Origin of the sequence: Streptomyces sp. NPDC057963 (genome assembly GCF_042887155.1) — a bacterium.
In the GTDB taxonomy this organism is placed as follows: Bacteria; Actinomycetota; Actinomycetes; order Streptomycetales; family Streptomycetaceae; genus Streptomyces.
In genome coordinates this window covers 520,992-545,454 of the sequence record NZ_JBHVPX010000002.1, presented here as the reverse complement: position 1 = coordinate 545,454, position 24,463 = coordinate 520,992, and the positions used below count along the sequence as shown (strand labels likewise).

Genomic DNA, 24,463 nt, shown 5'->3' with positions numbered 1-24,463 from the left:
ATCACCAGAGACAGATTTATGCCGCACCTCCTGAGGAACTTCATGACGCGCAGATGGTTGCTTATCACCACAATCGCCGTATTGACCGTCGCGCTGGCCTTCGTCGTCGTCCAACTGGTGCGCGACCAGGGCTCCGGGAAGGAGCAGGTCGAAGCGAAACCCGCCGGGGCGAAACCGGCCGCGTCGAGCCCGACCGACGGAAAGAGGAACAGCGACGGCCCGATCCCGGCCGGCTACCTCGGCGCCTGGTCGGGCTCCATCGACAACGCCGTCGGCCACTCCACGCGGGATCTCGTCATCAAGCAGGGCACGGTCGGCGACACCGTCCTCACCCTCACCGCGGACGGCCCGCTGGACGGCGGCGGCTCCTACCACTGCGTCTTCCACGCAGACCTGACCGCAGAACCGACCCCGAACGGACCCGTCGAAGTCGGCACCTCCACCGTCGCCGTCGGCGAACCCATGTCATCCTGCACCGCAGGCAAACCCACCACACTCACCCTGCTCCCGAACGGCTCCCTGAGCCGCGAAAACACGAACACCGGCGAACAACTCACCTACACCAAGTCCAACTGACCAACCCAGCAAAAAGCCAGACAAACCCACCTTCACAGTCACCTCCCACGCCTGGCCGTCACTCCACACCCGGGCGAACCGACAGCAGGCGGGCCCGCACGACGCCAACCCATACGCTCGCCCGGTTCCTCCGCCAGCCCGCCCACAGCAACACCTCTTCCACACAACGTGACACCCACCCCCACACCTGTCACGTTCACTCCACAGCCCCTCCCACCAAGCCCACCCCCCGCCACACAGGCCACCCCTCCACACAACGTGACACCCACCCCCACACCTGTCACGTTCGTTCCACAGACCCTCCCACCAAGCCCATCTCTCGCCACACAGGCCACCCCTCCACACAACGTGACACTCACCCCCACACCTGTCACGTTGTGTAACAACCCCTATGAGTGGGAGCGGAGCGAAGCCGCCCGACCAGGGCAGGTTTCTGCGCCAGGCTCACCCCATGCGTCCACGTTCTTCGTACAAAGCACCACCACCACAGAGCCTGATCTACTCCGCCGTGATGCAGAGCATGACCGAACACGGGCCCCGCAAAATGAACATGGCCCTCGCAGCACGCATCGCCGAAACCGATCGCCAACTCCTCTACCGTCACCTCGACCGGCTTCAACTTCCGCTGCGAGGTGGGCGAGCCGACACCGCTGCCGACGGAGGACTTCGAGTGCGGGTTCACCCTGCCGCCGAAGGCCGACCGCTCCAGCCTCATCACGGTCCGTCAGTACCACTACTCGGTTCCGGCCCGATCCATCGGCCGGCAGGAAACTCGGAACCCTGGCCCCAAAACGAGTGCTTGCAAACATTCCCCGGTCTGCCCGTCCCGAAGTCCCTCGGCGTGCCCGCCGTACCGCTCACCGACAGCCGTAACGGAGTTGAGCGGATTCCACGGGACACACCCCGCACCCCACCGCACACAGGTGAACGGCCGGGGAACGACGGCGGACACCGGCGACCGCGTCGTGCACCCTCGGGAACGGTCGGTGGACGATGCGCCCGCGCCGCCGGAACGTCACACCTCCCCATGTTCCACCGGCGCGGACACGGCGCCGCCGCATCTCCCGCCGCACGCGCGCACGTCCAGGGGCGGACAGGCCCGCCGCCTCACAGGCCTGTCACGACTCACCTGCACACCGAACCACTTCCGGATCGGACGCGTACTCACCAGAGACACATTTATGCCGCACCTCCTGAGGAACTTCATGACGCGCAGATGGCCGCTCATCACCACGATCACCGTATTGACCGTCGCGCTGGCCTTCGTCGTCGTCCAACTGGTGCGCGGTCAGGACTCTGGGGAGGAACAGGCCGAAGCGAAACCCGCCGGGGCGAAACCGGCCGCGTCGAGCCCGACCGACGGCGCCGAGTCGCTGCAGGGCCTCGGCTGGTGGCCCCTGCACCAGTCCGGCACCGCGAAGGCCGGCGAGCACGACGCCGTGGTCAGGGGCGGCACGCAGTGGACCGACGGCCCCGAGGGCGGCGCCGTGCAGCTGGACGGCGCCAGCGGATACGCGGACTCCAGCACCCGGCTCGACACCGTAAGCAAGGACTACTCGGTCGCCGCGCGGGTGCGCCTCACGCCCCAGGGCATGACCGGCATCCACACCGCCCTCTCCCAGGACGGCGACCGGATCAGCACGTTCTTCCTCCAGTACTCCGGCCCTGACGGGAACTTCGCCTTCAGTTTCAGCGGCGCCCGTACCGTCGCGGAGACGCCCGAGAAGCCGCAGCCCGGCCGCTGGTACCACCTGACCGGCACGTACAGTCAGAAGGACCACCGGATGCGGGTCTACGTGGACGGCCGGCTCGCGGGAACCAGGGTGGCCTCCAGCAGCGTGAAGCCCACTGGCACTGTGGTGATCGGCCGCGGCAAGTTCGATGGAAAGGCGGCCGACCACTGGAACGGTGACATCGCCGACGTACATCTCTACGACCGGGAGTTGACGCCCCGTGAGGTGGACTCGCTTTCCTCTCGCGAACCGGGCTGACCGGCGCTGACGGGGCGAGTTCACCGCCGCCGCAGGCTGACGGGCACCGTACGGGTGCACGGCGGCTCGCGGCGGCGCCTGCCGGTTGTCCCGCAGCCGGCGGAACCCGTCTTCCCACAGACGACCGGAGAGGAAGGCCCTTGTCGGCCAGCGCTTCGACCGAAGGCCTCATACCTGGCCCCCGCACCGCGGAACCCCACCCCGACGAGTTCCTCAGAGCGCTCTACCACTTCCACGGCAGCGCGTTGCTGCAGTTCGCCGCACGGCGGCTGGAAGGCGACTGGCATCGCGCCGAGGACGTCCTCCAGGAAGTCGCGATACGCGCCTGGCGGCACGCCGAGGAACTCGACCCGACCACGGATTCGGTGCGGCCCTGGCTGTTCACCGCGCTGCGCAATCTGGTCATCGACGGCCACCGGGCCCGCCAGGCCAGACCACCGGAGACCGGTGACCCCGAACTCGCCCACCTGCCGGTGTCCGACGGCGTGGACCACATGCTCACCTCCCAGGTGCTCATCGACGCGTTGCAGGACCTACGGCCGGCCCAGCGCGAGGTCCTGCTGCACGTGCACTACCTGGGACGCAGCGTCAACCAGACGGCCAAGGTCCTCGGCGTACCGCCGGGCACCGTCAAGTCCCGGACGTTCTACGCCGCCCGCGCCCTGCGCGAGGCACTGCACAGCCGCGGGATGTACACGGGCGGCCTGTACCGCGAGGCCGGATGACACCTATGCCAGACGTCCCGCGTGCCGGGTGATCTCCAGGCCGAGCGGCCCGGTGTCGAGCGATCCGCCCGCACCGGCACGCCAGCGCCACCCCGTGGGTGCCTCGCCGACCACCAGCACCGCGTCCCCGCGCCGCAGACCGGCCAGTGACCCCTCCCGTCGCGGGAGCTGCGAGGCATCCACGACGAACAGGTGCGGCGCCTCGCCCTGGACGGCGATCCGGCTGCTGCCCTCGATCAGCCGGAAGATCTGCGTGACGTCGGGCGAGCCGGGCTCCGGCGCTCCCGAGGCCGCCGACGCCGCCACCGTGGCGAACGCCTCCTCCAGGCTGGCCGCGCTGTGCAGACGCGAGTTCCGCGGCTCGTCGCCGGAAAGAAGCCGGCCGTCGGCCAGGGATCCCACCAGGGTGACCTCGGCGAGCGCCCCCACCGGGCCGGCGAGCGCCTCGGTGACGACGGCCCGCACCAGGCTGTGCACCTCCTTGTCCGGGCCCGTCACCGAGACGGGCCCCGACGCCCGGGAGAGGTCGACCAGCACGCGGTCGGGTCCGTCCAGGCCCACCGTCACCGTCAGCGCGTACGGCAGGGCCGGTTCGCCCTCCGGGCCGGGGCGGTGCAGATCCTCGGGCGAGATCGTCCAGCGCTCGCCGTCCGCCTCGACGGTCCAGGGCGCGGGGGCGGACTCCTCGGCCCCGGCCAGCAGCAGTGCGAGCCGCTCCTCGGAGTAGACGACGGCGTACAGGTCGGGCAGCGACCGGCCGGAGCGCAGGCATTCGCCCGTCAGCCGGCGCAAGCCCGCGTTGACCACGTCCAGCGCCTCCCGGCCCACGACGGCCACCGAGGCGGCGACGGGCTTCGGCGGGCGGGGCCGTCGCTCGGTGACGATCAGCGCGGCCACCGCCCCGATCAACGCCAGCCCCAGCACCACGGCCAGGACGTACCAGATCATCTTCTGACTCCTTGTCGGGACGCCCCGGCGGCGGAACCGGGACAGTCGGGAACGAGGGCGGCACAGTGGCTGCGCCGTGCACCCGATGGCCACTACGGCGCCGGTCCGCGGATGGTTCACCGGTGCGCCGGGTGAACCATCCGCGGACGGGCGCCGTAAGTCCCGTCAGTGGCACGGGAGCCGCCGAGTGCGGCTGCCGAGGCCCCCCATTCACGCCGGCTGGAGGACGTTCTCGTGTCGTTGATGTTGACCGTGGTCGAGGAGGACGGTGACGCGTTCGACGTCCACCTCGACGCCGACCCCGACACGCCCGTGCGCGCTGTCGCGGAGGCGCTGGCCGGGGCGGGAGGCATCCACCGGCCCCCGGAGGGCCTCGGCCTGTACGCCGGCGACCGGCTGCTGCCCGCCGATATGCGGCTGCGGGACGCGCCGCTGCACCACGCGGCCATCGTGGGCCTGGGCCGCCCGGCGGGCACCGTGTCGGCCGAACCGGACGGGCTGGTGGAGGTCCGTGCGGTCGGCGGGACCGGCGCGGGCGCCGTGCACCGGCTCGACATGGGCGAGTACCGGATCGGGCTGGCCCACGACGGGACCGCCCAGGTGCTGCGCGCCGTACCGGACCGTCCGGCCGCCGTCCTGGCGGTGGGCCCCCAAGGACGCTGCCGTATCGCACCCGACGCCTCCGCGCCGGACGGCGCCACCCTGCAACTGGACCGCGAGGACCTCACCGAGGCGACCGCCTGGCCGGCCGGCGCACAGCTCCTCGTCGGAGACAGCCTGCTCGAACTCGCCCTCCCGCAGAAGCCGGACGCGGCCGTGCAGCCGTCGGAGGACGGCACCGGCTGGGACTACAACCGGCCGCCGCGGCTGCGGCCGGCCGAGAACGCCACCCGCTTCACCCTGCCCTCCCCGCCCGCCCCGCCCGCCGCCCGGCCGCTCCCGTGGATCACCGCGGCGGCCCCGCTGGTGATGGCGGGGGCCGGGGCGCTGATATTCGGCCGCATGTCGATGCTGCTGTTCGGGCTGCTCTCCCCGGTCGCGATCCTCGGCAACTATCTGATGAGCCGGCGCACCGGGCGCCAGACCCACTCCGGCAGTGTCGCCGCCTACGAGGAGAAGAAGGCACGCATCGAGGGCGACGCGGCGAAGGCCCTGGCGGCCGAACGCACCGCCCGGCGCCGTGGTTTCCCGGACCCGGCCGAGGTCATCCTGACCGCCGTCGGCCCCCGGCGCCGCCTGTGGGAACGCCGTACCTCCGACGCCGACTTCCTCGAACTGCGCATCGGAACCGCCGATCTGGCCTCCGACGTGGTGCTCCAGGACCCGACGAAGGACGAACACCGCCGCGAGGACCCGCGGACCGCGTACGACGTCCCGGTGACCGTTCCGCTGCGGGAGCACGACGTCCTGGGCATCGCCGGCGAAGGCCCGGCCGCGCGCGCCGTGGCGCGCTGGGCGGTCGCCCAGGCCGCCGTTCTGCACAGCCCCCGTGACCTCCAGATCCATCTGCTGACGACCGGCGAACGGGGCCGGGACGGCTGGTCCTGGCTGCGCTGGCTGCCGCATGTGCGCAAGAAGTCCGGCGACACCCCGGCCAGCATCGGCTACGGCACGGAGACCTGTGCCCGGCGGGTCGCCGAACTCACCGCGCTGATCGTCGAGCGCGCCGGACGGGAGGACCGGCGGAGCCGGCCCGCCGGGCCCGACGTGCTCGTCATCCTCGACGGAGCCCGCAGGCTGCGTTCGCTGCCCGGCGTGGCGCAGATCCTGCGCGACGGACCGGCCGTCGGCGTCCGCGCGGTCTGCCTGGACGCCGAGGAGCGGCTGCTGCCCGAGGAGTGCCACGCCGTCGTCGCCGAGGAGCCCGGCGGAACCGTACGGGTGGGACGCTCCGGGAGGGGCACCGTCGGGGGCATCCGGCCCGACGCGGTGTCCCTGGAATGGTGCCGTTCGCTGGCCCGCGCAATGGGCCCGCTGCGGGACCCGGGCGGGGCCGACGAGGAGGCCGCGGTGCTACCCGCCTCCGCGCGGCTGCTCGACGTCCTCGCCCTCGACCCACCGCAGGCCGCCGGCATCCGGGCGCGCTGGACGGCCGGGGGCCGCTCAACCCGGGCGGCCGTCGGCGTCTCCCTGGACGGGCCGTTCCACCTGGACCTGCGGCGCGACGGCCCGCACGGGCTGGTCGCCGGCACCACCGGCTCCGGCAAGTCCGAACTCCTCCAGACGCTGGTCGCCTCGCTCGCGGTGGCGAACCGTCCGGACGCGATGACGTTCGTCCTGGTCGACTACAAGGGCGGCTCCGCGTTCAAGGACTGCGTCGACCTGCCGCACACCGTCGGCATGGTCACCGACCTCGACGCCCACCTCGTCGAGCGGGCCCTGGTGTCGCTGACGGCGGAACTCACCCGGCGCGAGCACATCCTCGCCGCGGCCGGCGCCAAGGACATCGAGGACTACGTCGAGCTGCTGGAGCGCAACCCGGCGGGCCGCGCGCCGATGCCCCGGCTGCTCATCGTCATCGACGAGTTCGCCTCGATGGTGCGCGACCTGCCGGACTTCGTGAAGGGTCTGGTCAACATCGCCCAGCGGGGCCGCAGCCTCGGCATCCACCTGATCCTGGCGACGCAGCGCCCCAGCGGCGTCGTCTCCTCGGAGATCCGCGCCAACACCAACCTGCGCATCGCGCTCCGGGTGACGGACGCCGGCGAGAGCCAGGACGTCCTCAACTCCGCCGAGGCCGCCGGGATCTCGCAGGGCACCCCCGGTCGCGCCTATGTGCGCCTGGGCCAGAACTCCCTCGTGCCGTTCCAGTCCGGACGGGTCGGCGGCCGTCGGCCCGGTGCCGCGGCGACCTCGCTGCCGGCACCCTGGGCGGTGACGGTCGGCTGGGAACGGCTCGGCGAGCCGCTCCCGGCGCGGCCCCGCGGCGCGGCCGTACCCGCCGAGGTGGAGACCGACCTCACCGGGCTCGTCGCGGCGATCCGCGAAGCGGACCGGGAGATGGGCATCCCCGCGCAGCACAGCCCCTGGCTCCCGCCGCTGCCCGAGGTCCTGGTCACCGGCGAACTGCCGGCGCCCCCGCCCTCGGACTACGACCTCGCGCCCGTCGCGTACGGCGTGGTGGACCTGCCCGCACAGCAGGCCCGGCTGCCCCTGGTGATCGACCCGGCGACGCTCGGGCACCTGCACATCATCGGCTCGCCCCGGCAGGGCAGGTCGCAGACGCTGCGCACCATCGCCGGCGCCCTGGCCTCCGCCCATTCCCCGGACCGGCTGCACATGTACGGCATCGACTGCGGCAACGGCGCGCTGCTGCCCATCGAGGGGCTGCCGCACTGCGGGGCCATCACCCAGCGCACCCAGCCCGACCGGGTGGCCCGGCTGCTCGCCCGGCTGACCGGGGAGCTGACCCGGCGCCAGGAGATGCTCGCCGCCCGCGGCAGCGCCGACCTGCCGGAGCTCCGCCGCGCCCTGCCGGAGGCCGAACGGCCGCCGCACATCGTGCTGTTCATCGACCGGTGGGAGGTCTTCGACAAGCAGCTCGGCGAGTACGACTCCGGGAACCTGCTGAACTCCGTGCTGACCCTGCTCCGGGACGGCGCGAGCGTCGGCATCCACCTGGTGATGACCGGTGACCGGGCGCTGTTCTCCAGCCGGGTCAACGGTTCCACCGAGGACAAGCTCGTGCTGAAGCTGAACGAGAAGTCCGAGTACGGGATGATCGGCATCACCCAGCGCAACGTGCCCGACGAGATCCCGCCGGGCCGCGCGTTCCGCGCCGCCGACAAGGCGGAGGTGCAGATCGCGCTCCTCACGGACAACCCGGAAGGCCAGGCGCAGGCCGTGGCACTCCAGCAGATCGCCGAGTACTGCCGCGAGCAGGCGGCCCAGCTGCCGGACTCCACCCGGCCGTTCCGCGTCGACACCCTGCCGGACCGGCTCACCTGGGAGGACGCGACCCGGTACGTGCCGCAGCCGCTGCCGTCCGCACGGTGGGCCCTGTCCGGTGTCGGCGGCGACGAACTCACCGCGTTCGGGCCGGACCTCGCCATCACGCCGACCTTCCTCGTCGCCGGACCCGCCCGCTCCGGCCGCAGCACCGTCCTGGCGACGCTGGCACTGTCGCTGCTGTCGGCCGGGACGCCCGTCGTCGTCGGCGCGCCCGCCAGGTCGCCGTTGCGCCAACTCGCCGGACGGTCCGGGGTCCTCGCGGTCTTCGACGAGTCCGACATCGACCCCACCGCGCTGGAGGAGGCGCTGGCGTCCTCGCCGCAGGGGGCCGTGGTGATCCTGGACGACGCCGACCTGCTGCTGAAGACGAAGGCCGAGCCCGTCCTCAACCAGATCGCCAAGTCCGGTGCCGAGAACGGCCGGGGCCTGGTGATCTCCGGGCAGACCGACCGGCTCTCTTCCGGCTTCTCCGGCTGGCACACCGAGGCCCGCCGCAACCGGTGCGGCCTGCTGCTGAAGCCGCAGAACATGAGCGACGGCGAACTGATCGGCGTCAAGGTGCCCCGCAGCCGCCTGGGCGCGACCCGCCCGGGGCGGGCGATCCTGCACCTGGGCGACGGCGTGCTGCGCACCGTCCAGGTCCCGGAGACGGTGCTTCTGCCGGCCGGGAGCTGAGCGCCCGTGCGAGGGTTCCGACACCGGCTCTGAGGTCCCACGGCAGAGGGCTCCCGGGTCCCACAGCAGAGGGCTCCCGCCCCGGCGACGGCCGGGGCGGGAGCCCTCACGCATGACGGGACACGGCCCGGATCAGGTCGATCCCTCCACGTAGCTGGGGTCGTGCTTGATCGTGCCCTGCGTCCCGTGGGGGACGGCGCCGTTGATGGCCCAGCCGAAGCCGGCCACTCCGATGAGGTTCGAGCTCTGGTCGATCCACCCCGCCGTCTTCGTCCAGATGTTGGTGATGTCCGGCAGCTGCTTCAGGATGTCCGGTGTCTTCCACACGCCACCGGGGAGGTTCTTCATCAGGTTCGCGACCAGGTCACCCGGGTTCTTGAACCCGGTGAACGACTTGATGGTGGGGATCACGCTCTTGATGTTGATCTGGATCGCCTTGAGATCGCTCGTGACGGTCTTGAGGGTGTTCGCGATCCCGCCCAGATTGGCGATCTTGACCAGGCCGATGCCGCCGAGCACCAGCCCCAGGCCGCTGAGGACCATGTCGAGCACATCCCACTCGCCCGACTGAATACTGTCGACGATGTTCATGATGAAGGGGATGGCAGCGGTGACCAGACTGGCGATCGTCAGGATGAGCCCCAGGCCCTGCAATCCGGGGATGAGCATGGCGATGATGCCCAGGGCGGCGCTGATGAAGCCGAGCACCTTCTTGAAGATGTCCTTGATCTTCTCCCACAGACTCTTGCCGGGGACCGCCTCGCTCGTCGCCTCGTCCAGAGCGCGGGCCGCCGTCGAGGCATCCGTCTCGCGCAGCTCCCGCGCGTCCTCGGCGAGCATGCGGGCGGCGTCGAGATCCCGCTGGGCGCTGTCGACGTTCCCCTGTGCCGCGGACTGGTCGTTCCGGGCATTCTCCATGGCCTGCCGCGCACTGCGCCGGGCCGCCTCGTCGTCCGGCGGGGGTGGGGCCGCCGCGTCCAGGCCGCTGATCACAGACCCCGCCGCGGCGGCGGCATCGGTGGCCCGCTGCAGCCGCTCCTTGGCGTCCCGTCCGTCGACCAGGGCGTTGTCGGCCTTGCGCTGATGGTCCCCCAGCTGGTCGGCGTAGGTGTCCAGCGCGCGGGCCGCCTTGTCGTACGAACTGTGCAGCTTCTCCACCTGATTGGCCAGGTCCCCGAGCTTGTTCCGGAGTTTGTCCATGGCCTTGCCCTCGCCGAGCTGGCTGTTCTTCAGGCCGCTGACGATGGGGAGCGCCTGGTCCGCGTCGTCGGCGACGGACCGGTACTGGCCCGCGAGCTTCCCGAGCATCTCCGCATCGCCCGGCGTCGGGTCGTCCGAGAACCCGAAGACCGTCTCCCAGTCGGACACCGCTGGCCGCGCCATTGCCGCGCCCTCACTTTCCGTTCTCGTCCGTGCCCTGCGGGCTCTGTGCGGCCGGCACAGCCGTGCCCTTGCTCTTGACTTCCACGAAACGCAGCGTCCCCGCGATGGCGTCGAACACCTCGAAGAACTGGTCCTTGAGCTCCACATTGGGCGTGGAGCTGGAGACCAGCAGGTATTCCCGGCGGTTCGGGATCGGGAACAGCGTGTGCAGCAGCGCCGTACGCACCGGCGTGCCCTTGTAGTCGATGTCCTCGATCGAGGCGATCCGCCCGACCGGTCCGACGTCCGGAAGCTCCAGCAGTTCCACCTCGCGCGGCGGGTACCCGCTGCTCTGCGGGTCCCCGGCCTGCATGCTCGCCCCGAACAGCACCTCGGCCAGATCCGCCGACTGGTCCTCCGGCACGGGCATCCGCAGCACGACGGACGTGGCGCTGAGCATCGCGTCCCCGCCGGGGAACCCGACCATCCCCGCCGCCTGGAGCGCCCCCCGGGCGTAGGCCTCGCGGGCGGTCCGGCGGGTGTCGCGGATCAGGCCGTCGAGCCGCTCGCGGGAGAGCTGCGGAACCCCCTTCGCCTGGTGCTCGATACGGCGGCGGATGGACGCGTCCCGGGTGCTCGGGTCGAGGTCCAGATACCACCAGGAGCCGGGGTAGCGCAGCTTGTAGTGCGCGGGCGCCCCCGTAGCCCGGTCCGTGACCGGATGCGTCATGACGCATGTCCCTTCTGCCAGCAGGCTCTCGTCAGGCCTTCTTGGAGTCGTCCAGCACCTTGACGGTCTCGTCGTCCGTCTGTGTGAAGGCGTCGGAGATCTTCTTCGTGTTCTCGGAGAACACCTTCACGTTGTCCTGCACCTTCTCGTGGCCCCTGCCCCATGCGTCGTCGAAGTCGGCGAGGGAGTCGGCGAGCTTCGAATCGCCCACATCGCCCTTCGATCCGACGTCGCTGAGCCGCGCGGTGTTGTTGATCCGATCCCCGATGTCCTCAAGTGACTTGACCGTCTCGTTCAGGTCCCCGAGGGGGACGTTGATGCGGGTCATCGGTTCCTCCTCTCCGGCCGCCGTCCGGTCCCGCCGCGGAAGGGCGGGACCGGACCCAAGGGCACGTCAGCCGATGGAGCCGGACGTCTGGTCGTCGGTGTCGACGAACGCGTCGGCGACCTGCTTGATGAACTCGCTGACGCCCTGCAGGCCCTCGATCGCCTTGTCGGTGCCGTTCTTGTACTCCTCCCAGAACGGACGGAACTTGGTCTCGGAGCCCGGCGTCGCGTAGGCCGCCTCGACCATCTCGTCCATCTTGGTGTTGGCCTCGTGGAGGCTCTGCTGCATCAGTTCCTTCTGGTGCTGCAGCCAGGTCGACGCCTCCCGCATCTCTTCCGGGCTGATCTTGATGTTGCCGCCGGGCATGTCGGTTCCTTCTCTCGTTTCGGGTCGCCGCGGTCGCTGAGCCGCGCACACCGGGCTGTACGGGGCGCCCGGCGTGGCGGTTCATGTCTGTTGCGGAACAGTGACGAAAGTGGTGGGCCGACGCCCTGATCGGGCCTGCGACCAGGCCCCTACGGCCCGCGACAGCCCGTCACCGGGTTCCAAGTGACGTTCCCTCACCGAACCGGGACAGCAGCCGCTCACCGAACCGGACGGCAGCACGGCACGGCACGGGGAGGTGCGGTCCCGGAGAAGGCAGCGCCGGGCACAGGTACGGCGCCGGATGCCCGGCCGACGAGGTGTCACACGTCACTCGTCGCCGTGGTGTCCCGGCTGAAGCGGCTGTAGCGGCTGTAGCCCAAGGCTGCCCCGTCGCGGAAGAGCCCGGCCCGGAGCGGTGGTCACGTGGACCACCGCCCGGACCGGGCTCTCGCTTCCGTGCGGGACTCAGGCGTCCGGAGCGGCCTGCTCCGCGCCGTCCGGCTTCTCCTCGGCCGGCGCCAGGCCCAGACGCTCCTGCAGCCACTTGTCGAACTCGATCGAGGCGCGCACCCAGCTGACCGTCGACGAGACGAAGTGCTCCAGGCTGACGCCCGTACCGATGAGCATCTGCGCCTCACCGATCAGACGGACCGAGACCTCGGTCTCCTCGGAACCCTCCTCGGGCTCGTGGGTGTGCGTGTAGACCTTGGGCCACAGGGTGCGGCGGTTCCAGTCGTCGATCGCGTCGAGAAGGACCGGACGCTGGTCCGCGGCGTGCGGGCGGTCGTAGAACGTACGGACCGAGAAGACCTGCTGCTCGTCCTCGCCGCGGAACATGAAGTACGTGCGGAAGTCCTCCCACGGCGCCGCGAGGTCGCCCTCGTCGTCGACGACGTACTTCAGCTCCATCTGTTCCAGGAGCTGCTTGACGAGGTCCTGGTCAGGGACGACGGGGCCCTCCGGTCCTGCGGCCTGCGGTTCGGGCTGGCCCCCGAAATTAGGAATCGAGGACGGATCGATGCTCACCGTGTTTTTCCCTTCGTGCGGTTGCCGCCATCCTCTCCCATGGCGGGCGGGGGATGGCAAGCCCGGACGGGCCCGATCCGCCACAAGCTGACACGCGGCCGGTGTGCGGACCGTGCCGCCGGCACCCTGTACGGGGTGCCGGCGGCACGGGGCCGGGGTGATTACGCCGCGGGGCCGACGCGCAGTCCGTCCCCGGCCCGGTCCACCCGGACGGTGTCCCCGTCCTTGATCTCGCCCGCGAGGATCTCCTTCGCGAGCCGGTCGCCGATCGCCGTCTGGATGAGACGGCGGAGCGGCCGTGCTCCGTAGGCCGGGTCGTTGCCCTCCTCGGCCAGCCAGGCCAGGGCGTCCGGGGTGATGTCGAGGGTGAGCCTGCGCTCGGCCAGGCGTCCGGCGAGCCGGTCGATCTGGAGCTTCGCGATGTGCGCGAGCTCGTCGCCGGACAGCGCGGAGAAGACCACCAGGTCGTCGAGCCGGTTGAGGAACTCCGGCTTGAACGAGGCCCGTACGACCTCCAGGACCTGCTCCTTCTTCACCTCGGGCTTGGTCAGCGGGTCGACCAGGAACTGGCTGCCGAGGTTGGAGGTCAGGATCAGGATGGTGTTGCGGAAGTCCACCGTCCGGCCCTGTCCGTCGGTGAGCCGGCCGTCGTCCAGGACCTGGAGCAGGATGTCGAAGACCTCGGGATGGGCCTTCTCGACCTCGTCCAGCAGGACCACGCTGTACGGGCGGCGGCGGACCGCCTCCGTGAGCTGGCCGCCCTCCTCGTAGCCGACGTATCCGGGCGGGGCGCCGACCAGCCTCGCCACGCTGTGCTTCTCGCTGTACTCGCTCATGTCGATGCGGACCATGGCCCGCTCGTCGTCGAACAGGAAGTCGGCGAGCGCCTTCGCGAGCTCCGTCTTGCCGACACCGGTCGGCCCGAGGAAGAGGAACGAGCCGGTGGGCCGGTCGGGGTCGGCGATGCCGGCGCGGGTGCGGCGTACCGCGTCCGAGACCGCGCGCACGGCCTCGGTCTGCCCGATGAGGCGCTTGCCCAGCTCGTCCTCCATGCGGAGCAGCTTCTGGGTCTCGCCCTCCAGCAGGCGTCCGGCCGGGATGCCGGTCCAGGAGCCGACGACGTCGGCGATGTCGTCCGGGCCGACCTCCTCCTTCACCATCGTGTCCTTGGCGGCCTCCTGCTCGGCCTCGGCCGCCTCCGCGAGCTCCCGCTCCAGGCCGGGGATCTCCCCGTACAGCAGCTTGGAGGCGGTGTCGAAGTCGCCGTCGCGCTGGGCGCGTTCGGCCTGGCCGTGCAGTTCGTCGAGGCGCTCCTTCAGCTCACCGACGCGGTTGAGGCCCTGCTTCTCCTTCTCCCAGCGGGCGGTCAGGCCGCGCAGCTCCTCCTCCTTGTCGGCGAGGTCGCGCCGGAGCTTCTCCAGGCGCTGCCTGGAGCCGGGGTCGGTCTCGTTCCTGAGGGCCAGCTCCTCCATGTGGAGGCGGTCGACGGCGCGCTGGAGCTCGTCGATCTCGACGGGCGAGGAGTCGATCTCCATGCGCAGCCGGGACGCCGACTCGTCGACCAGGTCGATGGCCTTGTCGGGGAGGAAGCGCGAGGTGATGTAGCGGTCGGACAGGGTCGCGGCCGCCACCAGCGCGGAGTCCGCGATGGAGACCTTGTGGTGGGCCTCGTAGCGGCCCTTGAGACCGCGCAGGATCGCGATGGTGTCCTCGACGCTCGGCTCCGCCACCAGCACCTGCTGGAAGCGGCGCTCCAGCGCGGCGTCCTTCTCGATCCGCTCGCGGTACTCGTCGAGCGTGGTCGCGCCGACCATGCGGAGCTCGCCGCGGGCCAGCATCGGCTTGAGCATGTTGCCGGCGTCCATGGCGGAGTCGCCGCCGGCGCCCGCGCCGACGACGGTGTGCAGCTCGTCGATGAAGGTGATGATCTGCCCGTCGCTCTCCTTGATCTCGGAGAGGACGGTCTTCAGCCGCTCCTCGAACTCGCCGCGGTACTTCGCGCCCGCGACCATCGCGCCGAGGTCGAGCGAGACGAGGCGCTTGTTCCGCAGGGACTCGGGGACGTCGCCCTTGACGATGCGCTGGGCGAGGCCCTCGACCACGGCGGTCTTGCCGACGCCGGGCTCACCGATGAGTACGGGGTTGTTCTTCGTACGCCGCGACAGCACCTGGACGACGCGCCGGATCTCCTGGTCGCGTCCGATGACCGGGTCGAGCTTGCCTTCCCTCGCGGCGGCCGTGAAGTCCGTACCGAACTTCTCCAGGGCCTTGTACTGGCCCTCCGGGTCGGGTGTGGTCACCCGGCGCCCTCCCCTGCTCTTCTCGAATGCGTCCAGCAGCCTCTTCGCACTGGCCCCCTGACCGCTCAGGATCTCACCGGCGCGGCCGCCCTCGGCCGCGATGCCGATCAGCAGGTGTTCGGTGGAGAGGTAGTCGTCGCCCAGCTCCTTCGCGCGCTGCGCGGCATCCGCGATGACGGCGAGCAGCTCGCGGTTGGGCTGCGGAGGGGCGACGGTCGACCCGGTCACGCTGGGCTCGGCGCCCAGGAGCCGCTCCGTCTCGGTGCGTACGGCGATCTGGTCGGCCTCGACGGCGGCGAGCAGGTCGATGATGTTCTCGTTGTCCTCGCCCGCGAGCAGCGCGAGCAGCAGGTGCCCGGGGGTCAGATCGGGGTGTCCGTCCTTCACGGCCCTGCTGGTGGCCGCGTTGATGGCATCCCGGCTCTTGTTGGTCAGCTCGGCGTCCACGTGCGCTTTCTCCTCCTTGCGATGGCTGGCTCTCTCCACAACACTGACTGAGTCAACGTGTACAAAGTTGAGTCTATTCCACTCAACCCCACAGGCACTTCTCTTCCGGGTCCGATTCCGGGACCAGGACCAGGACCGGGACCGGGTCGGATTCCGGGACCAGGACCAGGACCGGGACCAGGACCGGGTCGGATTCCGAGTCAACCGGCCGGAGAGGGCCTCCGCCACCGCAGGATGATGTGCGGGTCCGCACTGCCTACGCTGTCCCCATGGCAGTCGACGTAACGAATCCGAGCCCCGAGTACCTCGCGTTCTGGCGCGAGCACCACCTGTGCACACTGACCACCCCCCGCGCCGACGGCACACCGCACGTGGTGCCGGTGGGCGTGACGTACGACCCCGGGGCCGGGCTCGCCCGCGTCATCGCCAGCAAGAACAGCCGGAAGGTCGCCAACGTCCTGGCCGCGGGTCCGGACGGCGCACGGGTCGCGGTCTGCCAGGTCGACCGGCGCCGCTGGGCGACCCTGGAGGGCCGCGCGACGGTGAGCGCGGAGGCGGAGGCGGTCGCCGACGCGGTACGCCGCTACGAGGAACGCTACGCGCGCACGCCGGGGCCCAACCCGGACCGCGTCGTCATCGAGATCGCCCTGGACCGGGCGCTCGGCAGGGCGTGAGGGGAACCCGGCAGGGCGTGAGAGGAACCGGGCCGAGCGGGGCGGGCGCGGCGGGCGCGGCGGGCGGGGCGGGCGGGAAACCGCGGACTCCGCTCCGGGCAGCACAACGGCGCCATCGTGTTCAGGTCACGATGGCGCCGTTGTGTGGGGGAGTGACTGAGCGACATGTAACGACGGGGGATCGCTCAGGCACTGCGGGGGGTGGCGGAAATAGTCTCTGGCTCGAACAGCTGGTGGTCCCGCCGGTCGAGGTTGACGAAAATCATGTCGTACCGAATCGCGCAGCGGACGGGCTGCGGTGCTCCCCGCGGCTTGCGGAGGCAACGGTAGGCACGTACTTCGCCGTCTTCTTCCCGTGCGACAACGATGGGGTCGCCGAACAGAGTGACCATCAACGAGTCGCCACAACGGGGGATGGCCGTGACGAGATCGATGAAATGCCAGCCTGATCGGTAGGCCGTGGCCATCTCGCGCCGGAAGGTTCGGTCGTCCGGCGGGATGGTCATGCGCTCAGGTGGGTCGGCTCGGACCAGGCGATGTCACCGGGCGCGGCCGCCGCCTCGACGCTCCACGCGATGTCACCCGGCGCGACCCAGGCGATGTCGTCCGACGCGGAGGCCGGCGCGACCCAGGCGATGTCGTCCGACGCGGAGGCCGGCGCGACCCAGGCGATGTCGCCCGACGCGGAGGCCGGCGCGACCCAGGCGATGTCGCCCGACGCGGGCGCCGCCTCAACGCTCCACGCGATGTCACCCGGCACGGATGCCGCCTCGGCGTTCCAGGCAATGTCGCCGGCGCCCACCGCTCCAAGGCCCAAAGCCGCGACGAACGAGGCGGCAAGCACCGAGCGAAGCACTCGCTTATACATAGTCAGCTTCGTCCTCACTTGTGGATTCTTCTCCCCCGCACCTAAGACGATGTCTTACCTGGGCAGGCGAACACCACCGAGTCAATGCATCATGTTCCTGCATGTTCAGGAACCTGGGGGGTGGAGGTATGACCACAAGAGATACAAAACAGGCGCATCCTCATGGGATCACCGAGCTCTGTGACGCCGGAAAACGCCTCTATGCCAGCGCACTTCGCTCCGGACGCATCGCCCGCAGTGAAGTGGACTCGGCGCCCTGCCTGATGGACTTCACCCTCCTGCACCCGGACCCCGACGACTCCGACTGGCTCCGTCCGGTCCCCCCGTCCGCCGCCCTGGCCCAGCGCCTTCACCCCATAGAGCGCGAGATCCAGGAACGCCGGCGGCACTCCGTCGAACTGGCCGAATCCTTCGAACCGTTCATGGACATCAGTGCCCAGGACCCGCCGACGACCCACGCCATCACCGTGCTGGAGGGGGTCAACCGGATCAACGCGGCGCTCGATCTCGCCACGGCCGAGTGCCGCACCGAAGTCCTCACCGTCCAGCCCGGGGGCGGGCGGAGCGAGGACCGCCTCAGCGAGGCCCTGGAACGGGGCCTCTCGGTGGTGGACCGCGGTGTCAGCATCCGCACGCTCTACCAGCACACGGCCCGGCACAGCCCTGGAACCCTTGCCTACGCGGAGCGTCTGCCCGAGGGCAAGGTCGAGATCCGGACGCTCGAAGAACTCATCGAACGCCTCATCATCTTCGACCGGACCGTCGCCTTCATCCCGGCCCAGGACGACCGCCAAGTCGCCCTGGAACTGCGCCACCCCGGGCTGGTCGAGTACCTGGTGAAGGTCTTCGAGCAGCTGTGGACCCGCGCGGAACCGTTCCTCGAAGAGAGGAGATACGAACAGACGCCCAAGGGCATCAGCGGAGTACAGCGCTCCATCGCCCAGCTCCTCGTCGAAGGAAACGTCGACGACTCCATCGCCCGCCGCCTCGGTATGAACGTACGCACCTGCCGGGCGCACATCGCCAAACTGAACGCCGCGCTCGGCAGCGGCAGCCGCGCCCAACTCGGTTACCTCATCGCACAGTCAGGAATCCTGGACCAGGGCGCCGATCGCGACGCACTCTGACGCCAAGTCATGGGAATTCGCCGTTGAATCGGATTTTTCACTCTGCCGATGATCCCAACCGCCGGTGAACGTGCTTCGATGGCACTGTTCACTCGGCATCGAACCTCTGATCGGACGGAGCGATACACATGAGCGCCACCCAGAGCACCCTCAGCAGCGATGACCTCCTCGTGTCGGTGGAGGTGCTGGGGAGCGTGCACGACCGCTCCGACGGTGCCGACCCGCTCGGCGCCGCAGCAGGCGACATCGCCTGGGACATCGCCTGGCCGAACGTAGCGACCGACGCGCCGCACCGCGTCTGAGGACCGGATCCGCAGGACGGCAACGGGGCCGCGTCGTCGCAAGGCCGCGCGGCCCCTCGGCGCCACCAGGGTTTCCGCATCAGGAGGGGCAGTGGACCACAGACTGGTCGCCGGTATCGAAGAGGCACTGGGGTGGGACGGCCCACGTCATCTCGGCACCGGGTTCGCCCGGGGCAGCCTCGGCGACCCGGGTCTGGTCACGCGCCTGCTGACTCCCGCCCGGCTTCTGGATCTGGCGATGCGCAGGCGGCTGGGAAGTCCGCAGATTCGCTGCTTCCAGGACGGCCGGGAACTGCACCCCGGCGCGTACCTGAGCCAGGACACGGGCGGTGCGGGCCAGGCCGGCCTGGTGAACATGCGCCACCTCGGGAACCTCCTGCGCGAGGGGGTGACGATGGTGCTGGACCGTGCGAACGTCTTCGACCCCACGCTCGAAGTGGCCTGCCGGGCCATCCAGTGGTGGTCGGGCGATCGGGTCACGGTCAACATCTACCTCACCACGAACGGCGCCGACGGCTTCGGCCTGCACTGGGACGACCACGATGTCCTCGCCGTCCAGCTCTCGGGCGAGAAGGACTGGGAGGTACGGGGCACGTCGCGCGTCGCGCCGCTCCACCGCGACACCGCCCGGAACAACGACCCCAGCGAGGAAACGCTCTGGGCCGGCACCATGAACCCCGGCGACGTCATGCACATCCCGCGCGGTCATTGGCACCGGGCCGGCCGAAGCGGTCGCGGCTCGGGGCACAGCCTGCACATGACGCTCGGGTTCACCACGCGGACCGGGGCGGACTGGCTGTCCTGGCTCGCCGACCGGTCCCGTGAGAACGAGCTCTTCCGTCGCGATCTGGACAACGCGGCGGGCTCGGAACAGCACCAGGAACTCGTCGGGGCGGCCGTCCGGCTCGTCGGGTCCCGCACTCCCGCAGACTTTCTGGTGACGCGGGAGCAGGACGTCGCCCCGCCCCGGCACGTCCCCTTCCTGGAGACCTTCGGTCCCCTTGCCTCCGTCGTCTGCATCAGCGAGTTCCGTCCCCGGTTCCGTGATCTGGGCCGGACGGTCGAGGTGCTCTCGTCGGGGAAGAAGCTCACGTTCAAGGCCCGCGCCCTGCCTGCCCTGCGTCTCCTGTTGAGCGGGCGGCCGGTGCATCTGGACCGGGCGGCCGGCACGGTGGGGGACGAGGTGTACCCGCTGGCCGAGATCCTGACGCAGCACGAATGGTGCGCACCCCTCACACCCGAGCTGTCCTCGGGGTACTCCGGTCTCGTGGCGGACGCGGCCCCCTGACCGGGCGGGTCGCACCGGAAGAACAAGGAGCAGGGGCCACCGACCCGGTGGCCGTCCCCGCCACAGCCGTTCCCCGTCCGTCGCACCGGCCCACAGCCGTTCCCGGCCCGTCACACCAGCCGCAGCCGGCCCCGTCGCAGCAGCAGGCCACGCTACGGACGGATGCTGCGTTCCCGGTCCGGGACGACGTACACGGCGTGCGCCCACGGGCGAGGCCCGCCACCCCGGTGAGGAACGGGTGACGGGCCTCGCTCGTCGTGCGGGGTGCGAACCCGCTCAGTCCTTCGGCCGCTTCGGCCGCCAGACCACCAACGCGCTGGTCTGCTGCACATCCTGGTACGGCACCAGATCGCGCCGGTACGAGGCGTGCACCTGGGCCTCGCGCTGCTGCATCGCCGCCGCCGCACCGTCGAGGGACGACGAGAGCTCGGCGATGCGCTGCTGGAGGGCCGCGACCTGGTTCTCCAGCTCGATGATGCGCTTGATGCCGGCGAGGTTGATGCCCTCGTCCTGCGACAGCTGCTGCACGGTGCGCAGCAGCTCGATGTCGCGGGCCGAGTAGCGTCTGCCGCGCCCGGCCGTGCGGTCGGGAGAGACCAGGCCCAGGCGGTCGTACTGGCGCAGTGTCTGCGGATGGAGGCCCGAGAGCTGGGCCGCGATCGAGATCACGTACACCGGCGATTCATCGGTCAGTTCGTACGGATTGCGTCGTCGGCCGTCCACCTCAAGCTCCCTTCGCTGCCTGGAAGAGCTCCGCCCGCGGGTCACGGCCCGCAGTCGCCTTCCGGTAGGCCTCCAGTGCTTCCCTGGCCTCGGTGGTGAGCTCGCCGGGCACCGTCACCTCGACGGTGACCAGCAGGTCGCCCCGGGTGCCGTCCTTGCGTACGGCGCCCTTGCCCCGGGCGCGCATCGTGCGCCCGTTGGGAGTCCCGGCCGGCAGTTTCAGGGTGACCGGCGGGCCGCCGAGCGTGGGCACCTTCACCTCGCCGCCGAGCGCCGCCTCCGTGAAGTCGACGGGCACGGTGACCGTGAGGTTGTCGCCCTTGCGGCCGAACACCGGGTGGGCGTCGACATGGACCACGACGTACAGATCGCCGGCCGGTCCACCTCGCTCGCCCGGACCGCCCTTGCCGCGCAGCCGGATCCGCTGGCTGTCCGAGACACCCGCCGGAATCCTGACCTGCATGGTCCGGGAGGACTTCGCCCGTCCGCTGCCCTTGCAGACATCGCAGGGGTCCTGGGCGATGAGGCCCCGGCCCTTGCAGTCCACGCAGGGATCGGTGAGCGAGAAGCCGCCGCCGGTGCCGCGCGACACCTGGCCGGTGCCGAGACAGGTCGGGCAGACCCTGGGGGTGCCGTTCTTGTCACCGGTGCCGGAGCACGCCTTGCAGGGCGCCTGGCTGGACATCCGCAACGGGACCGTGGCCCCCTCGACCGCCTCGGTGAAGCTGAGCGTCACCTCGGACTCGATGTCCTGGCCGCGGCGCGGCTGCACCCGCGTCCCCGTACCGCCCCGGTTGAACAGGCCGCCGAAGACATCGCCCAGGCCGCCCCCGCTGCCGCCGAAACCGCCGGGTCCGCCGCCCGCGCCCCCGCCCTGGGTGCCTCCGAAGAGGTCGCCCAGGTCGAAGTTGAAGTTGCCTCCGGCGCCGCCGGGGCCGGCCCGGAAGCCGCCGTTCCCGAAGAGGGCGCGCGCCTCGTCGTACTCCTTGCGCTTCTTGGTGTCGCCGAGGACGTCATTCGCCTCGGAGATCTCCTTGAAGCGCTCCTCCGCCTTGTCGTCGCCCTTGTTGGCGTCCGGGTGGAACTCGCGGGCGAGCTTCCGGTACGCCTTCTTGATCTCGGCGTCGGTGGCGTCCTTGGGGACGCCGAGGACCTTGTAGTAGTCCTTCTCGACGAAGTCCTTCGTGCTCATCGACGTCCCTCCTTCCGGACGATCGGCCATGCGGCGGGCCCGTTGGCCGGTCGCATGGCCGGGCGGTGGGCCGCGAGGTGGTCAGACGGGATGTCAGACCTCCTCGGTGCCACCGCTCTCCTCGTCGGTTGCCTTCTCTTCCTTGGCCGCGGCCGGTGTCGCACCCGGCTGGGGTTCGGCCACCGCCACCCGCGCGGGGCGGATGGTGCGCTCGCCGATCCGATACCCCGGCTGCAGGATCGCCACGCAGGTCGTCTCGGTGACATCCGGCGCGTACGAGTGCATCAGGGCTTCGTGAATCGTCGGGTCGAAGGGCTCGCCCTCCTTGCCGAACTGCTGCAGGCCCAGCTTGGCGACGACCGTCTCCAGTGATTCGGCCACCGACTTGAACCCGCCCACGAGCTCGCCGTGTTCCCGGGCCCGGCCGACGTCGTCGAGTACGGGCAGGAGCTCGGACAGGAGACCCGCGACTGCGATCTCCTTGACCGTGGCCCGGTCCCGCTCGACGCGGCGGCGGTAGTTCTGGTACTCGGCCTGGAGCCGCTGGAGGTCGCCCGTGCGCTCATTGAGCGCGGTGCGGACCTGGTCCAGCTGGGCCGTCAGACCGACTGTCTGTGCTGCGTCCCCGGCCGGGGACGCCTCCTCCTCCGGAGAGGAAGGGGCGTCCTTCGGCTCGGCTCCGTCGGGGGTGGCGCCGGAGGGGACGTCGGGCTTCTCCTCGAAGCCCGGAGTCTCCTCGGTCACACCGCACCGCCCTTCGCGGGCTTCTCGTCGTCCACGATCTCGGCGTCGACGACGTCGTCGTCGGCCTTGGCCTGCTGGGCGCCCGGCTGCGGGTCGCCCTGCGGGCCGCCGTCGGCCTGGGCGTTGGCGTACATCGCCTGGCCCAGCTTCTGGGAGACGGCCGCGACCTTCTCGGTGGCGGTACGGATCTCGGCGGTGTCCTCGCCCTTGAGCTTCTCCTTCAGCTCGGTGAGCGCGGTCTCCACCTCCGTCTTCACGTCACCGGGGACCTTGTCCTCGTTGTCCTTGAGGAACTTCTCCGTCTGGTAGACGAGCTGCTCGCCCTGGTTACGGGCCTCGGCGGCCTCGCGGCGGCGGTGGTCCTCCTCCGCGTACTGCTCGGCCTCCTCACGCATCCGGTTGACCTCGTCCTTCGGCAGCGAGGAGCCGCCGGTGACGGTCATCTTCTGCTCCTTGCCGGTGCCGAGGTCCTTGGCGGCGACGTGCATGATGCCGTTCGCGTCGATGTCGAAGGCGACCTCGATCTGCGGGACACCGCGCGGGGCCGGCGGCAGGCCGGTCAGCTCGAACATGCCGAGCTTCTTGTTGTACGCCGCGATCTCGCGCTCGCCCTGGTAGACCTGGATCTGCACGGACGGCTGGTTGTCCTCGGCCGTCGTGAAGATCTCGGAGCGCTTGGTCGGGATCGTGGTGTTGCGCTCGATGAGCTTCGTCATGATGCCGCCCTTGGTCTCGATACCGAGGGACAGCGGGGTGACGTCGAGCAGCAGGACGTCCTTGACCTCGCCCTTGAGGACACCGGCCTGGAGCGAGGCACCGATGGCGACGACCTCGTCCGGGTTCACACCCTTGTTGGCCTCCTGGCCACCGGTCAGCTCCTTGACGAGCTCGGCGACGGCCGGCATACGGGTGGAGCCACCGACGAGAACGACGTGGTCGATCTCGGAGAGCTGGATGCCCGCGTCCTTGATGACGTTGTGGAACGGGCTCTTGCAGCGGTCCAGGAGATCAGCGGTGAGCTGCTGGAACTGCGAGCGCGTGAGCTTCTCGTCCAGGTGCAGCGGGCCCTCGGCGGACGCCGTGATGTAGGGCAGGTTGATCGTGGTCTCGGTCGAGGACGAGAGCTCGATCTTCGCCTTCTCCGCGGCCTCGCGCAGACGCTGGAGAGCCATCTTGTCCTTGGACAGGTCCACACCGTGCCCGTTGGCGAACTGCTTCACCAGGTAGTCGACGACGCGCTGGTCCCAGTCGTCACCACCGAGGTGGTTGTCACCGTTGGTGGCCTTCACCTCGACGACGCCGTCGCCGATCTCCAGCAGCGACACGTCGAAGGTGCCGCCGCCGAGGTCGAAGACGAGGATCGTCTGGTCGTCCTTGTCGAGCCCGTACGCCAGCGCGGCGGCCGTCGGCTCGTTGACGATACGCAGGACGTTCAGGCCCGCGATCTCGCCGGCCTCCTTCGTCGCCTGACGCTCGGAGTCGTTGAAGTACGCGGGGACGGTGATGACCGCGTCGGTCACCTTCTCGCCCAGGTACGACTCGGCGTCCCGCTTCAGCTTCTGCAGGATGAAGGCGCTCATCTGCTGCGGGTTGAAGCTCTTGCCGTCCAGGTCGATCTTCCAGTCAGTGCCCATGTGGCGCTTGACGGAGCGGATGGTCCTGTCGACGTTGGTCACTGCCTGGCGCTTGGCGACCTCGCCGACCAGCACCTCGCCGTTCTTCGCGAAGGCGACGACGGACGGCGTGGTCCTGGCGCCCTCTGCGTTGGTGATGACGGTGGGCTCGCCGCCTTCGAGAACGCTGACGACGGAGTTAGTCGTGCCCAGGTCGATGCCGACCGCACGTGCCATTTCAATTCCTCCAGCTTGACTACTTGAGTGCAACTGACTCAAGGATGCACGACACCCGCCCCAGTGTCAACAGACTTGAGTCGGGTCGACTCAACTATCGTGCACGCACCTCGCGCGGAGCGCGAGATCACGAACGACACCCGCCCGCCCTGCGGGCCGCGCAGCCCCCACCCATCATCGCGTCATGGGATCGTTCTGTCACAAACTGCAGCGAGTCACGCAAAACCGACAGCCGGCCCGCTCAACCCCGTCCAACCCGGCTCGATCCGC

At 70.3% G+C, this 24,463-nt stretch carries 21 protein-coding genes and 1 pseudogene; 9 read left to right on the top strand and 13 right to left on the bottom strand.

Translation table 11 applies throughout. From position 1 onward, the window contains the following. The first annotated feature begins 57 nt into the window (after positions 1-57). The 3 genes from ACFVT1_RS06235 (at position 58) to ACFVT1_RS06225 (ending at position 3,292) form a co-directional block, all read left to right on the top strand. Entirely contained in the window at positions 58-576 is a 519-nt protein-coding gene (locus ACFVT1_RS06235; RefSeq protein ID WP_389793007.1) for a hypothetical protein, read from the top strand. Positions 577-1,781: 1,205 nt separating this feature from the next. Then, the gene (locus tag ACFVT1_RS06230; protein WP_389793006.1) at positions 1,782-2,567 is read left to right on the top strand and encodes a LamG domain-containing protein; all 786 of its coding nucleotides are present in this window, start codon (positions 1,782-1,784) and stop codon (positions 2,565-2,567) included. A gap of 140 nt (positions 2,568-2,707) precedes the next feature. Then, entirely contained in the window at positions 2,708-3,292 is a 585-nt protein-coding gene (locus ACFVT1_RS06225) for a sigma-70 family RNA polymerase sigma factor (protein ID WP_389793003.1), read from the top strand. 3 nt (positions 3,293-3,295) lie between these two features. Here ACFVT1_RS06225 and ACFVT1_RS06220 read toward each other — a convergent pair whose 3' ends face one another. Continuing rightward, entirely contained in the window at positions 3,296-4,240 is a 945-nt protein-coding gene (locus ACFVT1_RS06220; RefSeq protein ID WP_389793001.1) for a hypothetical protein, read from the bottom strand. A 243-nt stretch (positions 4,241-4,483) separates the two neighbouring features. On the opposite strand from ACFVT1_RS06220, the pseudogene ACFVT1_RS06215 reads away from it, so the two are divergent. Both ACFVT1_RS06215 and ACFVT1_RS06210 read left to right on the top strand, forming a co-directional pair. After that, positions 4,484-6,865: pseudogene (locus tag ACFVT1_RS06215) on the top strand (FtsK/SpoIIIE domain-containing protein); the annotation flags it as partial. Between the two features lie 375 nt (positions 6,866-7,240). After that, on the top strand, positions 7,241-8,866 hold the full coding sequence (locus tag ACFVT1_RS06210) for an FtsK/SpoIIIE domain-containing protein (protein ID WP_389793358.1): 1,626 nt from the start codon (positions 7,241-7,243) through the stop codon (positions 8,864-8,866). 132 nt (positions 8,867-8,998) lie between these two features. Here the strand turns inward: ACFVT1_RS06210 and ACFVT1_RS06205 are convergent, their stop codons facing one another. The 6 genes from ACFVT1_RS06205 to clpB all read right to left on the bottom strand — a co-directional run bounded on the left by ACFVT1_RS06205 (position 8,999) and on the right by clpB (position 15,425). Continuing rightward, positions 8,999-10,249: a hypothetical protein gene (locus ACFVT1_RS06205; protein WP_389792999.1), complete on the bottom strand. Its 1,251-nt coding sequence runs from the start codon at positions 10,247-10,249 to the stop codon at positions 8,999-9,001. 10 nt (positions 10,250-10,259) lie between these two features. After that, positions 10,260-10,958, bottom strand: a complete 699-nt coding sequence (locus ACFVT1_RS06200) for a hypothetical protein (RefSeq protein ID WP_389792997.1) — start codon at positions 10,956-10,958, stop codon at positions 10,260-10,262. 31 nt (positions 10,959-10,989) lie between these two features. Beyond that, positions 10,990-11,286 carry a hypothetical protein gene (locus tag ACFVT1_RS06195; protein WP_389792995.1) on the bottom strand — a complete coding sequence of 99 codons (297 nt, stop codon included), beginning with the start codon at positions 11,284-11,286 and terminating at the stop codon, positions 10,990-10,992. Positions 11,287-11,352: 66 nt separating this feature from the next. Continuing rightward, entirely contained in the window at positions 11,353-11,652 is a 300-nt protein-coding gene (locus ACFVT1_RS06190) for a WXG100 family type VII secretion target (RefSeq protein WP_327274356.1), read from the bottom strand. Between the two features lie 465 nt (positions 11,653-12,117). Then, on the bottom strand, positions 12,118-12,678 hold the full coding sequence (locus ACFVT1_RS06185; protein WP_389792993.1) for a YbjN domain-containing protein: 561 nt from the start codon (positions 12,676-12,678) through the stop codon (positions 12,118-12,120). A gap of 161 nt (positions 12,679-12,839) precedes the next feature. Further along, positions 12,840-15,425 (bottom strand): ATP-dependent chaperone ClpB, encoded by a 2,586-nt coding sequence (gene clpB / locus ACFVT1_RS06180; RefSeq protein ID WP_389792991.1) that lies wholly within the window; start codon positions 15,423-15,425, stop codon positions 12,840-12,842. A gap of 269 nt (positions 15,426-15,694) precedes the next feature. Between clpB and ACFVT1_RS06175 the strand changes: the two genes are divergently transcribed. Further along, positions 15,695-16,099 carry a pyridoxamine 5'-phosphate oxidase family protein gene (locus ACFVT1_RS06175; protein ID WP_389792989.1) on the top strand — a complete coding sequence of 135 codons (405 nt, stop codon included), beginning with the start codon at positions 15,695-15,697 and terminating at the stop codon, positions 16,097-16,099. A gap of 185 nt (positions 16,100-16,284) precedes the next feature. Here ACFVT1_RS06175 and ACFVT1_RS06170 read toward each other — a convergent pair whose 3' ends face one another. Beyond that, positions 16,285-16,605 carry a (2Fe-2S)-binding protein gene (locus tag ACFVT1_RS06170; protein ID WP_389792988.1) on the bottom strand — a complete coding sequence of 107 codons (321 nt, stop codon included), beginning with the start codon at positions 16,603-16,605 and terminating at the stop codon, positions 16,285-16,287. After that, entirely contained in the window at positions 16,602-16,985 is a 384-nt protein-coding gene (locus tag ACFVT1_RS06165; RefSeq protein ID WP_389792986.1) for a 5'-nucleotidase, read from the bottom strand. The genes ACFVT1_RS06170 and ACFVT1_RS06165 overlap by 4 nt, the downstream gene beginning before the upstream one ends. A gap of 83 nt (positions 16,986-17,068) precedes the next feature. Here ACFVT1_RS06165 and ACFVT1_RS06160 point away from each other — a divergent pair, with 83 nt between their 5' ends. From ACFVT1_RS06160 to ACFVT1_RS06150, 3 genes are all read left to right on the top strand, one after another. Next, positions 17,069-18,094 carry a helix-turn-helix transcriptional regulator gene (locus ACFVT1_RS06160; RefSeq protein WP_389792984.1) on the top strand — a complete coding sequence of 342 codons (1,026 nt, stop codon included), beginning with the start codon at positions 17,069-17,071 and terminating at the stop codon, positions 18,092-18,094. Positions 18,095-18,222: 128 nt separating this feature from the next. Next, complete coding sequence (locus ACFVT1_RS06155; protein WP_389792982.1) at positions 18,223-18,396, top strand: hypothetical protein; 174 nt, start codon at positions 18,223-18,225, stop codon at positions 18,394-18,396. Between the two features lie 91 nt (positions 18,397-18,487). Then, positions 18,488-19,684: a JmjC domain-containing protein gene (locus tag ACFVT1_RS06150; RefSeq protein ID WP_389792980.1), complete on the top strand. Its 1,197-nt coding sequence runs from the start codon at positions 18,488-18,490 to the stop codon at positions 19,682-19,684. Positions 19,685-19,960: 276 nt separating this feature from the next. On the opposite strand, the gene ACFVT1_RS06145 is transcribed toward ACFVT1_RS06150, so the two are convergent. From ACFVT1_RS06145 to dnaK, 4 genes are all read right to left on the bottom strand, one after another. Beyond that, positions 19,961-20,407, bottom strand: coding sequence for a heat shock protein transcriptional repressor HspR (locus tag ACFVT1_RS06145; RefSeq protein WP_389792978.1), 447 nt, complete (start codon positions 20,405-20,407; stop codon positions 19,961-19,963). A gap of 1 nt (position 20,408) precedes the next feature. Continuing rightward, positions 20,409-21,599: a molecular chaperone DnaJ gene (dnaJ, locus tag ACFVT1_RS06140; protein WP_389792975.1), complete on the bottom strand. Its 1,191-nt coding sequence runs from the start codon at positions 21,597-21,599 to the stop codon at positions 20,409-20,411. A 93-nt stretch (positions 21,600-21,692) separates the two neighbouring features. Then, positions 21,693-22,343, bottom strand: coding sequence for a nucleotide exchange factor GrpE (gene grpE, locus ACFVT1_RS06135; protein WP_362193092.1), 651 nt, complete (start codon positions 22,341-22,343; stop codon positions 21,693-21,695). After that, the gene (dnaK, locus tag ACFVT1_RS06130) at positions 22,340-24,193 is read right to left on the bottom strand and encodes a molecular chaperone DnaK (protein ID WP_389792973.1); all 1,854 of its coding nucleotides are present in this window, start codon (positions 24,191-24,193) and stop codon (positions 22,340-22,342) included. The genes grpE and dnaK overlap by 4 nt, the downstream gene beginning before the upstream one ends. Positions 24,194-24,463 lie beyond the last annotated feature (270 nt).

Coding starts and splice junctions, on each gene's coding strand:
- ACFVT1_RS06175 (WP_389792989.1), top strand. CDS start 15,695: ATGGCAGTCGACGTAACGAATCCGAGCCCCGAGTACCTCGCGTTCTGG.
- dnaK (WP_389792973.1), bottom strand. CDS start 24,193: ATGGCACGTGCGGTCGGCATCGACCTGGGCACGACTAACTCCGTCGTC.
- ACFVT1_RS06155 (WP_389792982.1), top strand. CDS start 18,223: ATGAGCGCCACCCAGAGCACCCTCAGCAGCGATGACCTCCTCGTGTCG.
- ACFVT1_RS06205 (WP_389792999.1), bottom strand. CDS start 10,249: ATGGCGCGGCCAGCGGTGTCCGACTGGGAGACGGTCTTCGGGTTCTCG.
- dnaJ (WP_389792975.1), bottom strand. CDS start 21,599: ATGAGCACGAAGGACTTCGTCGAGAAGGACTACTACAAGGTCCTCGGC.
- ACFVT1_RS06160 (WP_389792984.1), top strand. CDS start 17,069: ATGTTCAGGAACCTGGGGGGTGGAGGTATGACCACAAGAGATACAAAA.
- ACFVT1_RS06220 (WP_389793001.1), bottom strand. CDS start 4,240: ATGATCTGGTACGTCCTGGCCGTGGTGCTGGGGCTGGCGTTGATCGGG.
- ACFVT1_RS06195 (WP_389792995.1), bottom strand. CDS start 11,286: ATGACCCGCATCAACGTCCCCCTCGGGGACCTGAACGAGACGGTCAAG.
- ACFVT1_RS06190 (WP_327274356.1), bottom strand. CDS start 11,652: ATGCCCGGCGGCAACATCAAGATCAGCCCGGAAGAGATGCGGGAGGCG.
- ACFVT1_RS06230 (WP_389793006.1), top strand. CDS start 1,782: ATGACGCGCAGATGGCCGCTCATCACCACGATCACCGTATTGACCGTC.
- ACFVT1_RS06210 (WP_389793358.1), top strand. CDS start 7,241: ATGGGCATCCCCGCGCAGCACAGCCCCTGGCTCCCGCCGCTGCCCGAG.
- ACFVT1_RS06200 (WP_389792997.1), bottom strand. CDS start 10,958: ATGACGCATCCGGTCACGGACCGGGCTACGGGGGCGCCCGCGCACTAC.
- ACFVT1_RS06170 (WP_389792988.1), bottom strand. CDS start 16,605: ATGACCATCCCGCCGGACGACCGAACCTTCCGGCGCGAGATGGCCACG.